This is a genomic window from Hippea jasoniae (genome assembly GCF_000744435.1).
In the GTDB taxonomy this organism is placed as follows: Bacteria; Campylobacterota_A; Desulfurellia; order Desulfurellales; family Hippeaceae; genus Hippea; species Hippea jasoniae.
Genome location: NZ_JQLX01000018.1, coordinates 44,059 through 60,564, shown reverse-complemented (window position 1 = coordinate 60,564; position 16,506 = coordinate 44,059). Strand labels below are relative to the sequence as shown.

Genomic DNA, 16,506 nt, shown 5'->3' with positions numbered 1-16,506 from the left:
CTCTTCTGCTATTTGCTCTGCTATAAGACCCATATGGATGTTGTCATAGGGATCCCACAGACCATCAAAGACCATACCATCTATAACCTCGCCTGTTCCCATCCTGTATCCAAAGCGAGCCTTTGGTAGATAGTAGGGAACCATAGACATGTTTTCCATTCCACCTGCTATAACTATCTGAGAGTCACCAAGCATTACAGAGCCTGCAGCAAGCATGATGGCTTTTAGTCCAGAACCACAGACCTTGTTTATTGTCATTGCAGGAATGGTTACAGGCAAACCTGCATAGATGGATGCCTGCCTTGCTGGTGCCTGACCAACACCTGCTGAGACAACATTACCTATAATTACCTCATCCACATCTTCAGGCAAAAGGGATGTCTTTTTTAGGAGTGCTTTGATCACCTCACTTGCCAAAATAGGGGCTTTGATGGTGGATAGGCCACCACCAAAGCTACCAAAGGGGGTTCTTAGGGCTTCTACTAAATAGACCATTGGGGGGCTCCTTATTTCTTTAGTTTTTCGGTTAACACAGGTACAAACTCTAATAAGTCTGCAGCAACAAATACATCGGCAACCTCAGAAATAGGAGCATCCTTGTCTTTATTGATTGCAACGATAAAGTTGGATTTTTTCATTCCTGCAAGATGTTGAATTGCTCCAGAAATACCGCATGCTATATACAGTTTGGGTGCAACAATCTGGCCTGTTGTTCCAACCTGCCTCGATGGATCCACCCATCCAGCATCAACAACAGGTCTACTTGCTCCAAGTTCACCACCCAATGCATCAGCAAGGGCTTTAACAATCTCAACATTCTCTTTCTTGCCAACACCTCTGCCTGCACTAACTATGATTTCGGCTGATGTCAGATCAACGCCTACTTTCTCTTTTTCAACAAAACCTAAAAATTCAACATTGGATTTTGCTTCGGGAAGATCTATTTTTTCAATTTGAGGACTACCTTCCATCACAGGCTGGAATGCTCCGCCCTGTAGAGTCACCACTACTTTATCAGTTTTGGGTTTAACCTCTCTCCTGAATTTTGAATTACAGCATGGAACGATAAAGGTTTTTTCATCTTTATTAAAATCAACAACCTCTGAAATTGCGGCTACTTTTAAATCAGCTGCAACCCTGAATGCTATATCCCAGCCGTAAGATGAATGACTGAAAACGATAAGGTCTGGATTTTCTTTATTTATCACTTCTTCAATCAATGCCTTGTGAAGGTCTGGGTTGTATTCTGTATATTTGCCGGCATCTGCCACATACACTTTACCATCAAATTTTATCTCTGCACCATCGTCTGCAACAAAAAACATCACAGCGTCCAGGCCTAACTGTTTGGCAAAACCCACCAGCTCGTAACTGGATTCTTCAACTTTACCCTGTTTATATTCTCCAACAAGTAAAGCCTTCATTGTTTACCTCCTTATTTTACAACCTGTGTTTTTTCTTTAAGGATCTGGATGAGTTCATCGGCTATTTTATCAACTTCTCCCTCAAGCACTATACCACCAGCCTTCTTTTCAGGTATAAATATTTTCTGTGTTTCAACAAGAGCATCACCATCAAGAAGATCGGCTACATTGACTGTATCTAATTTTTTTCTTTTTGCCTTCATAATGTTGGGCAATGTTGGATAACGAGGGGTATTCAAGCCCAGCTGACAGCTTACAACAGCTGACAAAGGCAAGGAAACTTTAGCCTTCAGGCCACCCTCGAGTTCTCTTTCTACTGTAATCTTATCATCGTTATACTCAAAACCCACCACTGTGCTGACAAAATTGTAGCCCAATAAACCTGCAAGAAGTGGTGCTACCTGAGCAGAACCTCTATCTTCAGATTGCAAACCCGTAAAAACGATGTCAAAATTTTCGTTTTTCGCATAATTGGCTATAATGGATGCTTTTTGATAGGGATCTTTTAGGTGCTCTTCATTATCCAGAATATGAACACCCCTGTCTGCACCCATTGCAAGAACCTTTCTGATAACATCCTTTACGCGCTCCGGACCAATCGAAAGAACAACAAGTTCAGAGCCTGCAACCTTTTCTTTTAAGCGAACAGCTTCTTCAGCTGCATACTCATCATACTCGTTGATCTTGTAAACAAGATCCGCCTGATCATACCACTTGGATGATGCATCGATCTTAAACTTTGATTCCATATCCGGCACCTGTTTGACACATACAAGGATTTTCATAACAACCTCCTTCAAATTCATTTTTTCTAATATTAGTTTTTCTTTACGTAAATGTCAAGTATTTCACACAACATTTACGGTTTTTCTATACCAAGAAGTTCTTTTTTAAATTTTTTGCTATATGGTTTTTTACCTACAAAGGCAAGCAAAACAGCTTTTTGAGCTTCAAAAGAGTTAATTCTATTTTTGCAGTTTGGGTCAAGTTTTCCGTAAGAAACTACAAGATCTCCATTTTTCAGAAAAATTAAATAAATATCATCATTTTCTTTAACATCTTTATTAATTAAGCCAAGAAAGGCCTTCTCATCCTTATTATTAATAAATGACGGCATATTATGTTTGAAGTCTTTTATAAAACCATCTCTAATCTGTTTGGCTGAGACATCCCTTAAAAAGTGCATCAGTATAACCTTTGGTTGTCTGGATTCTACAAGCTTCTCTGGATTTACAGGGGGATTAAATGTAGAATACAAGGCACCGATATAAACCTTGACTTTAAAAATTAAAGCATAATATGGCCTGATGCCGTACCCATCAAGAACAAGGGTCTGGTTATCTACCACTAAACTATTCTTTAAATTGAGACCCTCAAAACTGACTGCATAAACATTTACGCAAAACAGAAAAAATACCGCCAAAACTAAAAGCAATCGTTTCATAAAACTACACCTCCTAAACGGTTTTTTTTATTATACAAACTTTGATAAAAAAAACAATATTTAACCTATTGGTAATTATATTGCCGATATGGTAATTTTTTTCTTGACTTAATCTATTTTATAAATAAAGTTTAAATTAGTGAGAAACGGAAAAATTAGTTAAATTTTCGCCTTTATGAGGAGAATATGTTTAAGCATTAATAGAAAAGGCGAAAAGATGATGAATGTCTGTTGTAAATTTTTTATTGACTTTTACGTAAATGTAGATTATAAATTAAGCGAAAGGGAGGTTAGAGGTGAGCGACTACAGATATCCATTTAAGTCAATCCCTGAAATGCTGAGGGAAAGTGCCAGGAAATATGCTGACAAAACGGCCATTATGTACAAAAAGGAGGGCAAATATATATCTCTCTCCTACAGGCAGGTTTATTACCGAACCCTTCAGGTATCAAGAGGTCTGAAAAAGATGGGCATAAAGCCCAAAGACAAGGTTGCAATTCTATCTGAAACAAGACCTATGTGGGTATTGGCTGATTTTGGTATTTTGAATATTGGTGCAATTGAAATACCCATATATCACACAGATTCTCCTGAACAGATTGCTTATATAATAAACCACTCTGAAGCAAAAGCTATCTTTGTCTCCAACAAGGCTCAATACATGAAACTCCTTCAGGTCAGAGATAAAATACCTTCTATAGAGTTTGTTATTGCTCATGATAGATTCTTAGGTAATAGTTCTTTGCCTGTTTATACTTTATTCCAGGTTTCTGAGATTTCAGAAGAACTCTCAGAAAAAGATCAGAAAGAGATAGAAGATTTTATGGATACAATTGAACCAGATGATATTTATACGATACTATATACATCTGGCACAACGGGTAACCCAAAAGGGGTATTACTAACCCATAAAAATATAATTTCTAATGTTCATAACACTGTTATTAAAGCAAAAGATTTTTTAGGGGAAGATGAAATATTCCTGACTTTCCTACCATTCAGCCATGTACTTGGAAAAACCGATAGCTGCTATCTACCAATATATACAGGAGGTGTAATAGCGTTTGCTGAAAGTATAGATACACTGGCTGATAATATGAAAGAAGTTAAACCGACAGTGATAGTAACCGTTCCAAGACTTCTTGAGAAAATACATGCAAGAATCAATAATGTTATACATGAAATGCCACCTTCCAAAAAGAAACTTATTCAATGGGCAATAAATACAGGCATTCAATACATAAAAGATAAATATATAGAGCGTAAAAATCCATCTACATTTAAGTATAACCTTGCAGATAAACTTGTATTTGAAAAACTAAGAAAAGTTATGGGGTTAGAAAGACTCAAAGGATTTGTCTCTGGAGGAGCTCCTCTTGACAAAGACCTGAATATTTTCTTCTGGGCTTTAGGGTTGAGAGTATTTGAAGGATATGGTTTAACGGAAACTTCCCCCGTTTTATGTGTAAATACCCCCACACAATTAAAGTTTGGGTCTGTAGGTACATTAATAGATGAAACCGAGGTAAAGGTAGCAGAGGATGGGGAGTTACTATTTAGAGGTCCACAAATAGCCAAAGGTTATTACAAAATGCCTGAGGCTACAGAAGAGGCATTTTCAGATGATGGATGGTTCAAGACAGGTGATATTGGAAAGATTGATAGTGAAGGTTTTATTTACATAACCGATAGAAAGAAAGAATTAATAATCACCGCTGGCGGCAAAAACATTGCACCCCAGCCTATAGAGAACATGCTTAAGATGTCTGAGTACATCTCAAATGCTTGTCTGTATGGTGACAGACGTCCATACATTGTGGCGCTTTTAACATTAAACATGGAGAGGATTATCGATTATGCAAAAGAGCATCACCTGAAGTATTTTGATATCAAAGACCTGGCAAAAAACGAAAAAATTCTTCAGTTGATAAAAAACGAAGTTGAGAAGGTAAATAAAAATTTAGCACGAGTAGAAACAATCAAGAAATTTGCAATTCTTCAGGATGATTTTTCAATCGAGGGTGGCGAGCTTACATCTACACTAAAATTAAAAAGAAGGGTTATATACAAAAAGTACTGGGATATTATTGAGTGTCTATATGCCGAAGATGGATCATGTTACAAATGTTCAATTGGCTCTCAACAAAACGGATAAGCTATCACTTTAAATAGGCTACCTGCAGGTGGCCTGAAGAAAACAATTTTTGAAGGAGGTTGGATAAATGAGGGTTATTAGAAAAGTAGCCGTCTTAGGAGCAGGTGTTATGGGCTCCACAATAGCGGCACACCTTGCCAATGCTGGTTTGGATGTGCTGCTTTTAGACATTGTGCCTAAGGATTTAACAGAAGAGGAAAAAGCCAGGGGATTAACTTTAGAGGATAAGCAGGTAAGAAACAGAATTGTTATTAAAGCCTTAGAAAACCTCAAGAAGATGAAACCTGCTGCGCTATATCATAAAGATTACATAAACAACATAGAGATAGGTAACTTCGAAGATGATATGGCAAAGATCAGAGACTGTGACTGGGTTATAGAGGTTGTTGTAGAAAATATGGATATTAAGAAATCTCTTCTCAAAGATAAAATTATCCCTAATATTTCCGATACAGCAATTCTTTCATCCAATACAAGTGGTCTTTCCATTAATGAGATGGCAGAGGTTGTGCCGGATGATTTAAAAAAGCGCTTCTTGATAACGCATTTCTTTAATCCACCGAGATACATGAGACTTATGGAGATTGTGCCATCCAAATACACAGATCCTGAAATAGTTAAATTTATGGCTGATTTTATATCGTTTAGGCTTGGCAAGGGCATAGTTTATGCAAAGGATACTCCAAACTTTATAGGTAACAGAATAGGCGTCTATGCAATGTTTGCAGCTTTGAAGCATATGCAAGATCTGGATTTGACAGTTGAGGAAGTCGATTCTATTGCAGGGCCTTTAATCGGTCTTCCAAAAACAGCCATTTTTAGACTCGCAGATCTTGTAGGAATAGACACAATGGTTCATGTGGCAAACAACACCTACCAACTTCTGGATCCTTCAATAGATGATGAAAGAGAAATATATAAAGTACCCGCCTTTCTTGAAGATATGGTAAAAAAGGGTCTCTTAGGTAACAAAACAAAACAGGGTTTTTATAAGAAGGAAAAAGTAGAGGGCAAAAAAGTTGTATATTACTATGATATAAAAACAGGCGAATATAAACCTGCTACAAAACCTTCATTTCCATCCACTCAAGCAGCCTCGCAGGGAAAATCGCTTAAAGAAAAGATAAATATCCTCATTAATGGTAAAGATAAAGCTGCTCAGTTCGCATGGAGACTGCTTAGAGATATTCTGATTTATTCCTTTAAAAGAATTCCCGAAATTGCAGACGATGTTGTCAATGTAGATAACGCAATGAAGTGGGGATATAACTGGCAGATGGGACCGTTTGAGTTATTCGATGCTATTGGTGTAAATCAGTTTGTAAAGAAAGCAAAAGAGGATGGAGTAGCTCTGCCTGAAAAATTAGAGAATATAGAAGTATTCTATAAACTTGATGGTGCAAAGGAACTCTACTTTGATATTCTAAGCGGAGAATACAAAGAAGTTCCAAGAAAAGAAACATACATTAACTTAGATATTCTCAAAAAAACAGGCAATCTTGTTGAGCAAAACAGTGGTGCATCTATTATAGATTTGGGCGATGGTGTATTTAACCTTGAATTCCATACAAAGATGAACGCTATCGGTGCAGAGATTGTCTCTATGGCTAAAAAAGCTATTAAAAGAGCAGAAGAGGAAGGAGTTGCTTTAGTTATTTCTAATCAGGGAAGAACATTCTCTGTTGGAGCAAACCTTTTCCTGATAGCCACATCTATTGCCGAAGGTGCGTTTGATGAAATTAATATGGCTGTAAAGCAGTTCCAGAATATGACAATGGGATTCAAATATGCAAGAGTGCCTGTTGTTGCGGCGCCCTTCCAGATGACTTTGGGTGGCGGATGTGAAACATGCTTGCACTGTGATGCCATTGTTGCACATGCTGAAACATACATGGGTCTTGTAGAGGTAGGCGTTGGATTAATACCTGCTGGTGGTGGTACAAAAGAGATGGCTCTGAGAGTAATGGAATTAGTAAAAAGATTCAAGGCTCCTGATTTTATACCATTCCTTGCCAAATACTTCGAAAATATAGCCATGGCAAAGGTTTCTACATCTGCAAGAGAGGCTTTTGAGCTTGGATACATGGATGACAGTGATTCAGTTACAATGGATATCGACAACCTCATATACGATGCAAAACAGGTTGCTTTAGCCCTTGCAAGGAATTATAGACCTAAAAAGCCAGCTACCAACCTGCCGGCACCAGGAAGAGATGCTTTTGCTACAATTAAAAATATGCTTTGGACAATGTATAAAGGAAACTACATCAGCGAATACGATATGAAAGTGGGCGAAAAAATTGCCTATGTAATGTGCGGTGGTGATGTTGCACCTGCAACGATGATTACAGAAGAATATCTGCTTGATTTAGAAAGAGAGGCTTTCCTGTCGTTGTGTGGAGAAAAGAAAACTATCGAAAGAATTCAACATATGCTTAAAACAGGCAAACCATTAAGAAACTAATAGGAGGTTTAAAGATGAGTAGAAACGCATACATTTTAGCAGCCTACAGAACACCGGGATGTAGAACATCAAGGAAGGGTAGATTTGGCAAGGGTCAATTTAAGGACTTAAGACCCGATGATTTAGCAGCTATTGCGATAAAGGGATTAATTGAAAAAACCGGTATAGACCCAATGACAATTGACGATGTAATATTGGGGTGTGCATTTCCAGAGGCTGAACAGGGAATGAATGTAGCAAGAATTGCCTCTCATAAGGCAGGATTGCCGTATCAGGTTCCTGCCATGACGGTAAACAGATTTTGCTCCTCAGGTCTTCAAACCATAGCAATCGCAGCAGAAAAAATAATGGCTGGCTTTGTTGATTGTGTTATAGCAGGTGGAACCGAGTCCATGACCATGGTTCCAATGGGCGGCATTAAATACTCTGCAAACCCTGAACTCATAGCTACCTGGCCAGAGACCTACACACCAATGGGTTTAACAGCAGAATTTGTTGCACAGAAACACAATATTTCAAGAGAAGACCAGGACGAATTTGCTTATAACTCCCATATGAAAGCTGTAAAAGCCATTAACGAAGGCAAATTTAAGGACGAAATTATACCTGTTGAGGTAGAACAAACGATTCTTGAAGGTAATAAAGTCAAAAAAGTCAAAAAAATCGTTGATATTGATGATGGTCCAAGACCCGAAACAACCATTGAAACACTTTCAAAACTCAAACCAGCATTCAAAAAGGATGGCACTGTAACAGCTGGAAACTCCTCTCAGATGACAGATGCTGCTGCTGCCGTTCTTGTGGTAAGTGAAGATTATCTAAAAAAGATTCAGAAGGATCCAATGGCTCGGTTTGTTGCCTACGCCGTGGCAGGCGTAGAGCCACACATGATGGGAGAAGGACCAATAGCAGCTGTTCCTAAATTGCTAAATATAGTCAAAAAACTTGAAGGTATAACAATGGACGATATTGGCCTAATAGAACTCAATGAGGCATTCGCGGCTCAATCACTTGCCTGCATTAGAGCCCTTGGCTGGAATGATATAATGGATACAATAAATGTAAACGGTGGAGCAATAGCTTTAGGTCATCCACTTGGAGCAACGGGTGCTAAACTTGCTGCAACCCTCATTAATGAAATGAGAAGAAGAAATGTTAAATATGGACTGGAAACAATGTGTATCGGCGGTGGAATGGGTGCTGCCGGATTATTTGAATTAGTATAAAAAGGAGGTTTAGAACAATGTCTGAAGTTTTAAAGGGTGGTGAATATCTAATTAAAGAAATTTCAAAAGATGATGTATTTACACCCGAGAATTTATCCCCAGAACAAAAACAGATGATGGAAACAACGGAGCAATTCATAAAAAATGAGGTCTTGCCTTTTGTCCCCGATATGGACAACTCCAACCACGACTTTACCCTGCTTGTTGAAAAAATGAAAAAGGCTGGAGAATTAGGTCTGTTTGCTATATACGCACCGGAGGAATACGGCGGAATGGATCTTGGTCTAACAACAGGAGCATGTGTAGTAGAAAAAGTTGCACCTGCTGGCTCATTCTCCGTTGCTTATGCAGCACACACAGGTATAGGTTCTTTGCCTTTAATCTATTACGGCACAAAAGAGCAAAAGGATAAATATTTAGAAAAATTAGTAACAGGTGAATGGATTGCTGCTTATTGCTTAACCGAGCCAGATGCTGGAACAGACGCATTGGGTTTAAGAGCTACAGCAAAACTCTCCGAAGATGGCAAATACTACATTCTTAACGGAACAAAACAGTTTATTACAAACGGGAGTATAGCAGATCTTTACACCGTTTTTGCAAAAACACCTGAAGGTGAATATATTGCGCTACTGGTTGAGAGAAGTTTTGATGGTGTAAGCATAGGTAGAGAAGAAGACAAATTGGGCATCAGGGGCTCCTCTACAGCCCAAATCATGTTCGATAATGTTAAAGTGCCTGTAGAGAATGTATTGGGTAAGATCGGTGAAGGTCATAAGATTGCATTCCAGGTGCTTGATGAGGGAAGGTTTATTTTAGGTGCTGCAGCTGTGGGTGCTGCAAAAGCAGCTTTAGAGGATGCTGTAGCATACGCAAATGAAAGAAAACAGTTTAAAATGCCTATATCCAGCTTTGGAGCAATCAAGGAAAAGATTGCAGATATGACTTCCTTGATCTATGGTGCTGAATCTTTAGCATACAGACTTGCAGGATTGTACGATCAGAGGGTTGCCGAAATTGAGGTAGACAAAAGCAATCCTGAATATTACAAATACTACCACAAGGCATTAGAAGATTACGCAACAGAGTGTTCAATTACAAAGGTCTTTTGTTCTGAGGCATTGGATAAGGTTGTTGATGAGGTTGTTCAGATCTATGGTGGATATGGATTTGTTACAGACTATCCGGCCGAAAGATACTACAGAGACTCAAGGATAAACAGAATTTTTGAGGGAACAAATGAAATAAACAGATACCTAATACCTGGTATGTTGCTTAAAAAAGCCATGAAAGGTGAATTACCACTTGTAGCAAAGGCAAAAGAAGCCTTAGATGCCCTCATGACACCAAGCTTTGAAGAGGTTGATGAATCGATTAGATTTGCAAGGGAAAAGATGCTCATCAAGAATCTTAAAACCATGTTCTTGATCTTGGCAGGCGCTGCAACCCAGAAGTATATGGATAAAATTAAATACGAACAGGAAATACTCTTTGCTCTTGCAGATATAGCTATGGGTATCTTTGCAATAGAAAGTGCTGTTTTAAGGGCTGATAAAATCTATGATTCATTGAGTGATGCAAAGAAAAAGCTCATTGAGGGTCTTGTTAAGACATTCACATTTGAGCAGAACGAAAACATAAAAAAGGCTGCCAATAAGGGTGCATTCTTTGTGGAAGAAGGAGATAATCTAACGGCTATACTGAGTGGAATCAGAAGATTTACAAAATACGAAGCCGCTGGATTATTAACTGCAAAACGTGATGTGGCAAATTATATGATTGAGAATAATGGCAAATACCCGTTCTAATGAACCGCAAGTTTTCACCCTTAATACACCCTATCCTGTAGGTGCTGTCCACATCTATACCCTCCACAGTGTGGGGGGGCTTGTTCTATTTGACACAGGTCCTCCCACACCCTCCTGTTTTAACTTTTTAAAGTCACACATAAATTTAAAAGATCTAAAATATCTGCTTATAACTCACTGTCATGCGGATCATTATGGCGCTGCAGCATTTATAGAGGAACACTCAAAAACCAAAATTGTAATATCAAAAAATGATATATTAAAACACACTCAGGGAGAAAAAAGAATAAAATTAACAAAAGAAATTTTTAGATCATTAGGTTTTCCTTCAAAAGATCTAACAGAGGTTGAAAGTATAGTCAAAAGCTTTCTTGTCAACTTCCCTAAAAATCCTTCTCCATTGGAAGACATTGCAACAGAAATAAGAACATTGGGCATAGATTATATACATTGCGGTGGACATTCATCTGATGATATTGTTTATTTAACAAACAAATACGCAATAACTGGTGATATATTACTAAAAGGTATTTTTCAAACCCCACTTATCGATGTTAAGATGGAAAGTGGCGCAAGATTCAGAAGTTACGAATCCTACTGTGATACTCTGAATAAACTAAAAAAAATAAAAAAATACAAAATACTCCCTGGCCATAGAGAAGTTAGTTCAGTTGAAGAGATAGTTTTATTCTATGTTTCAAAGATGTTTAGCAGAATAATATCCATTAAACAATGCTTGAACAATTGTACTGTCTATGAAACCGTAATGAAAATTGTTAAAGACAATAATCCTTTCAAAAAGTTTATTAAAGCCGGTGAAATTGCCTTTTTTAAAGATTTTTTAGAAAACCCAGAGCTACTTAAAAAGCAACTGATACATTTAGGTATTTTTGATAACGTAAAAAATTTATATTTACAAGCATTAATATAGTAAAAAGAGGGAGGATAAGATGGATTTTAAGCTATTATTTTCACCTATTACTGTAAATAGTACAGTAATACCAAACAGGATTGCAATGCCACCCATGCATTTAAATTATACTCCAAATGGTTACATAACAGAGCAATTTACAGCATTTTATAGAGAAAGAGTTAAAGGTGGTGTTGGATTAATTGTAATTGGGGGATGTTCTATAAATGCAACAGCCGGCGGTCCGATGCTTGTGGGTCTGGATGATGATAAATATATACCGGGTTTAAAGAACTTTGTAGAAACACTGAAACAACAGGGTCCCACAGTGCTAATTGCCCAACTTTACCATGCAGGCAGATATGCACATCCGTTTCTTATTTCCCAACAACCGGTAGCTCCCTCACCTATACCTTCAAGATTAACAAAAGCCCAGCCCAAACAGTTGACAATAGAAGAAATCCAGGCAATAGAGGATGACTTTGCCAATGCTGCCAAAAGAGCCATTGAGGCTGGTTTCGATGGTGTTGAAATTTTAGCATCAGCAGGTTATCTCATATCACAATTTTTATCACCTTTGACAAACAAAAGGGATGATATGTATGGTGGAAACCTTCAAAATAGGATGAGATTTGGTCTTGAAGTTATAGAAAAAGTAAGAAACGTTATTGGTATAGATAAAATTCTCTCCATTCGTCTTGGTGGTAGTGATTTCATGGAAAACTCAAATGACTCTGATACCATTAAGGAGGTTGCAAAGGCGTTTTCAAAGGCAGGTATAGATTTATTCAATGTAACTGGAGGCTGGCATGAAACAAGGGTGCCTCAGATAACCTCTCATCAACCGCATGCAACCTTTAAATATCTTGCATACGGTATAAAAAAAGCCACAGGTAAGCCAACGATTATATCAAACAGGATATCAACCCCTCAAATAGCAGAACAACTACTCAGGTATGGATGGGGAGATATGGTTAACTTTGCAAGACCATTAATTGCAGATCCATACCTGCCCCTAAAGGCAAGGGAAGGCAAAACAGGGTTTATAAGACCATGTCTGTCGTGTAATCAGATGTGTTTTGATAGAATTCTTCAGGGAAAACCATCCCAATGCGTCGTTAATCCATTTGCAGGAAAAGAAGAAAAATTATCTGAAGATAGTTTAAAGATTTCAGATAAACAGCTAAATATTGCCGTAATAGGCGGGGGTATAGCTGGCTTAACAGCTGCTGTATATCTTGCTCAAAAAAATCACAGGGTTACCATATACGAAAAAGGCAGTAAGATCGGCGGCAAGATGGATATTGTTGCAGCTCCACATGCAAAAAAGGATTTTAAAAAGATTATAGAATATTATAAAACCCTTCTGGATAATTTAAATGTATCTATTAAGCTAAATAGTAAACCCACCATTGAAGAACTAAAAAAATCGGGTTTTGATTATTTTATTGTGGCAACTGGCTCGAAACCCTTTATCCCTGATATCGATGGTATTAATTCAGTAAATGTTAAAAATGCTGAAGATGTATTAAGAGGAGAAGCTGTTATAGGTGAAAAAGTTGTGATAATCGGCGGTGGTGCTGTTGGTGTGGATGTAGCAAACTACATAATTGACAATTCAACATTGGATGGCGAACAGGCAAAATTTTTACTGGAATGGAATGCTGAGGAGTGTCAAAAAGTAATAAATCTTGCTACCCAACCAATCAAAAAGATAACTGTAATAGAGATGCTGGATGATATAGGAAAGGATATTGGCAAATCTACACGCTGGGCTGAACTTTTAAGACTAAAAAGGGCCGGCGTAGAATTTATGGTTAACACAACAGCTAAATCAATAAAAGAAAACGGTGTTGTAGTAAAAACAGCTGACAGCAGGGAGTTATTTATTGAGGCGGATGCTGTTATAATCGCCACAGGTTATAAGCAGGAAAATTCAATAGCAGAGGAACTTAAAAAGGAATTCCCATCTAAAGTTTTTGTTATTGGAGATGCCAAAAAACCGGGAAAAATAGAAAATGCTATAAGAGATGCATTTGAGGTGGTACTGCAATTATGAGAATAGATTGCTATTACACGGATAAAATTTTGTTATTGAAACCCCTGATATTTATCTTCAGGCGAAGCTTTTCTTATCTGTCTTTTGAAGATACAAAGATGAACGGTATACTCGCCTCTCTTCCCAATGGTTTTAAGTTTTCCATATGCATTGAAAATTATGGATGCATTGATTTTGTAAAGTTCAATGGAATTTTAAACACAAAAAATCCATACAACGATTTAACAATAACAATAAAAACATTATGCTGGGCGTCTTTGTTGTTTACAGGTGGCATTTCTTTAGATGATGCATTTGCTAAAAATATGGTAAAGCTTAAAGGTGATATATCTTATGCCCTGATTATTTTGAGGGCAATTAAGCGGCTAAACCACATCATTTTCCCATCATTTATCACAAGATACCTGGAGAAAAACCCTGAAAGTAAAACAACTGAAGAGATTAAATTAATGCTAAAAAACTACAGTGTAGGCTTAAAAAAATCAAGAAGGTGGTAAAAATGCTGTTTGAATTCTTTAGTCCAGTAAAAATAATAGCCGGAGATAACGCGATTTTTTCTCTTCCTGTGCAACTAAAAGCACTTAATGTTATCAATCCTATTATCGTAAGCGATGATGGTGTAAAAAAGAGTAATTTATTGAAATTCGTGTTTAAAGCTTTAAAAGAAGGTGGCATAACAAATTTAACTGTTTTTGATGACATACCGCCTGAAACGTCAACGACATCGATTAAAAAAGCTAAAGAATTGTTTCAAAGTAAAAATTGTGATGGAATTATTGCAGTCGGCGGTGGTTCTGTCATAGATTCTGCAAAAGCATTGAATATGCTTATTTCATCGAATAAAAACGAACTTGACGATCTGGCCGGTGCCAATAATCTGGAGCATGATACACTACCTTTTATTGTTATACCCACAACAGCTGGCACAGGTTCAGAAGTTACCACTGTGGCGGTTATTTTTGATGAAAAGCAAAATAGAAAGGTTGCACTTGCAGATGAAAAAATTCTACCCGATGCTGCTATTATTGATCCAGTCATGACAATGACAATGCCCAAAAAACTCACAGCTTCAAGCGGTATAGATGCTTTAAGTCATGCAATAGAGGCATATATTTCGATTGCAACAAACCCGATAAGCAGGGTATTTGCAACTACATCGATTTCATTGATACTTGACAACCTAATAGATTCGATACAAAAACAGGATAAAACCCATAGATTTAATATGGCCTTAGCCTCAACACTGGCTGGTATTGCATTTTCAAATGCCATGGTTGGAATCAATCATAGCCTTGCGCATGCTACAGGTTCTGTTTTACATATTCCCCATGGTATTGCCGTGGGTGTTTATCTTGTTGAGTCGTTAAGATATATGGAAAATTCTATAAAAAGTGAGTTAGAACAACTTTCTGTTTATACACAAAAAGGTTATACAAATCAGGGTTTTATAGATATGATTGATAGTTTTTTAGAGAAAGTGTCTCAGTTAAGTGGCGTATCGTTTAGGCTAAAAGATTATCTGAAGGATGAGAATCTAATAGATAAAATAGCAGAATTGGCAGTTATAGATGGTTCAAGTATTTTTAGTAAAATAGAGTTTACCAGAGATGTAGCAGTAGAAATTATTAAAAACTCCTTAAAGAGGTAGGAAAATGAGATGGATAATAGAAAAACAGAGAGATTTTTTTAATACAACAAAAACATACGATCTTAATACGCGACTATCGTGCTTAAAAAAACTGAAAAGATGTATAAAAAAATATGAAAAAGATATTTACGATGCGTTGTATAACGATTTAAGAAAGCCAAGATTCGAAGCCTATGTTGGAGAGGTTGGATTTATCATAAGGGAAATAGATTTTGTTCTTAAACATTTAAAAGATTGGGTAAAGCCTCAAAAGGTAAAAACAGAGCTTGTCAATATACCAGCCGAAAGCTTCATATACAGACAGCCCTACGGCGTTTGTTTGATTTTAAGCCCATGGAACTATCCATTTCATTTAACATTTTTGCCATTGATCGGTGCAATTGCAGCAGGCAACACCGCAGTTGTAAAACCATCTGAGATAGCCCCAAATAGTGAAAGTCTTATCAAAGAAATTATAGATAATTGTTGCCCATCCGAATATGTGTCGGCGGTTGTTGGACCAAAAGAGATTGCAGAAAGTCTTTTGAATGAAAAATTTGACAAAATATTTTTTACAGGAAACACTGCAGTTGGAAAGATTGTAATGAAAAAAGCATCAGAACACCTAACACCTGTTACGCTTGAATTAGGCGGTAAATCACCCGCTATTATACTTAACGATGCCAAACTAAAAACAGCAACAAAGAGAATAGTCTGGGGAAAGTTTTTTAATGCAGGCCAAACCTGTGTGGCTGTTGACTATGTATGCGTTGAAAAGAAAATTTACAAAAAATTTATGAAATTACTTATTGAAGAGACAAAAAGATACACATCGATGAAAAATTTCACAAAGAATTACTCAAAAATTATCAATTTTAGACATTTTAAAAGATTAACGCAGCTTATAAATGAAAGCAATGTGATTTTTGGTGGCAGAACAGATACAGAAACATTGACGATTTATCCAACTATTGTTGAAGCGCAAAAAGAGGATAAAATAATGGAGGATGAGATATTTGGTCCTATTTTACCGGTTTTGAAATTTGACAGCTATGAAGAGATAAAAGATTTTGTAAAAGCAAAACCAAAGCCACTTGCCATGTATATTTTTACTGAAAAGGCATCAATGAAGGAAAAAATTCTGAGAGAAATCCAATCCGGTGGAGTAACAATAAATGACACATTGATTCATCTCTCAAGCAGCCTTCTGCCTTTTGGTGGCATAGGCTCAAGTGGTATGGGCAGTTACCACGGATGGTTTTCGTTTGAGGAATTTTCTCAAAAAAGAGCCGTTGTGGATAGATCAACAGCTATAGATATTCCTCTAAGATATCCACCATACGGTTCAGTAAAATTTTACAGCGTCAAAAAAATATTTTATAAATAAG

At 37.1% G+C, this 16,506-nt stretch carries 13 protein-coding genes; 9 read left to right on the top strand and 4 right to left on the bottom strand.

Going from position 1 to position 16,506, the window contains the following annotated elements; translation table 11 throughout:
* The 4 genes from EK17_RS08810 to EK17_RS08795 form a co-directional block, all read right to left on the bottom strand.
* Nucleotides 1–495 (bottom strand): thiolase family protein (locus EK17_RS08810; RefSeq protein ID WP_035589841.1); only part of this gene is annotated, 495 nt, incomplete at its 3' end.
* An 11-nt stretch (nucleotides 496–506) separates the two neighbouring features.
* The gene (locus EK17_RS08805; RefSeq protein WP_035589839.1) at nucleotides 507–1,424 is read right to left on the bottom strand and encodes an electron transfer flavoprotein subunit alpha/FixB family protein; all 918 of its coding nucleotides are present in this window, start codon (nucleotides 1,422–1,424) and stop codon (nucleotides 507–509) included.
* A gap of 11 nt (nucleotides 1,425–1,435) precedes the next feature.
* Entirely contained in the window at nucleotides 1,436–2,209 is a 774-nt protein-coding gene (locus tag EK17_RS08800; protein ID WP_035589837.1) for an electron transfer flavoprotein subunit beta/FixA family protein, read from the bottom strand.
* Between the two features lie 74 nt (nucleotides 2,210–2,283).
* Entirely contained in the window at nucleotides 2,284–2,868 is a 585-nt protein-coding gene (locus tag EK17_RS08795; RefSeq protein ID WP_035589835.1) for a chalcone isomerase family protein, read from the bottom strand.
* A gap of 296 nt (nucleotides 2,869–3,164) precedes the next feature.
* Here EK17_RS08795 and EK17_RS08790 point away from each other — a divergent pair, with 296 nt between their 5' ends.
* The 9 genes from EK17_RS08790 (at nucleotide 3,165) to EK17_RS08750 (ending at nucleotide 16,505) form a co-directional block, all read left to right on the top strand.
* Nucleotides 3,165–5,024, top strand: a complete 1,860-nt coding sequence (locus EK17_RS08790; protein ID WP_198018184.1) for an AMP-dependent synthetase/ligase — start codon at nucleotides 3,165–3,167, stop codon at nucleotides 5,022–5,024.
* 67 nt (nucleotides 5,025–5,091) lie between these two features.
* Entirely contained in the window at nucleotides 5,092–7,488 is a 2,397-nt protein-coding gene (locus EK17_RS08785) for a 3-hydroxyacyl-CoA dehydrogenase/enoyl-CoA hydratase family protein (protein WP_035589833.1), read from the top strand.
* A gap of 14 nt (nucleotides 7,489–7,502) precedes the next feature.
* Entirely contained in the window at nucleotides 7,503–8,714 is a 1,212-nt protein-coding gene (locus EK17_RS08780; protein WP_035589830.1) for a thiolase family protein, read from the top strand.
* Between the two features lie 17 nt (nucleotides 8,715–8,731).
* The gene (locus EK17_RS08775; protein ID WP_035589828.1) at nucleotides 8,732–10,522 is read left to right on the top strand and encodes an acyl-CoA dehydrogenase family protein; all 1,791 of its coding nucleotides are present in this window, start codon (nucleotides 8,732–8,734) and stop codon (nucleotides 10,520–10,522) included.
* On the top strand, nucleotides 10,503–11,453 hold the full coding sequence (locus EK17_RS08770) for an MBL fold metallo-hydrolase (protein ID WP_051904558.1): 951 nt from the start codon (nucleotides 10,503–10,505) through the stop codon (nucleotides 11,451–11,453). The genes EK17_RS08775 and EK17_RS08770 overlap by 20 nt, the downstream gene beginning before the upstream one ends.
* A gap of 19 nt (nucleotides 11,454–11,472) precedes the next feature.
* A complete protein-coding gene (locus EK17_RS08765; protein WP_035589824.1) occupies nucleotides 11,473–13,491 on the top strand; it encodes an FAD-dependent oxidoreductase in 2,019 nt (672 codons plus the stop codon).
* The gene (locus tag EK17_RS08760) at nucleotides 13,488–13,988 is read left to right on the top strand and encodes a hypothetical protein (RefSeq protein WP_035589820.1); all 501 of its coding nucleotides are present in this window, start codon (nucleotides 13,488–13,490) and stop codon (nucleotides 13,986–13,988) included. The genes EK17_RS08765 and EK17_RS08760 overlap by 4 nt, the downstream gene beginning before the upstream one ends.
* Nucleotides 13,989–13,990: 2 nt before the next feature.
* Nucleotides 13,991–15,139: an iron-containing alcohol dehydrogenase gene (locus EK17_RS08755; RefSeq protein WP_051904557.1), complete on the top strand. Its 1,149-nt coding sequence runs from the start codon at nucleotides 13,991–13,993 to the stop codon at nucleotides 15,137–15,139.
* 4 nt (nucleotides 15,140–15,143) lie between these two features.
* Nucleotides 15,144–16,505 carry an aldehyde dehydrogenase family protein gene (locus EK17_RS08750; RefSeq protein ID WP_035589816.1) on the top strand — a complete coding sequence of 454 codons (1,362 nt, stop codon included), beginning with the start codon at nucleotides 15,144–15,146 and terminating at the stop codon, nucleotides 16,503–16,505.
* The last annotated feature ends 1 nt before the right edge of the window (nucleotide 16,506 follow it).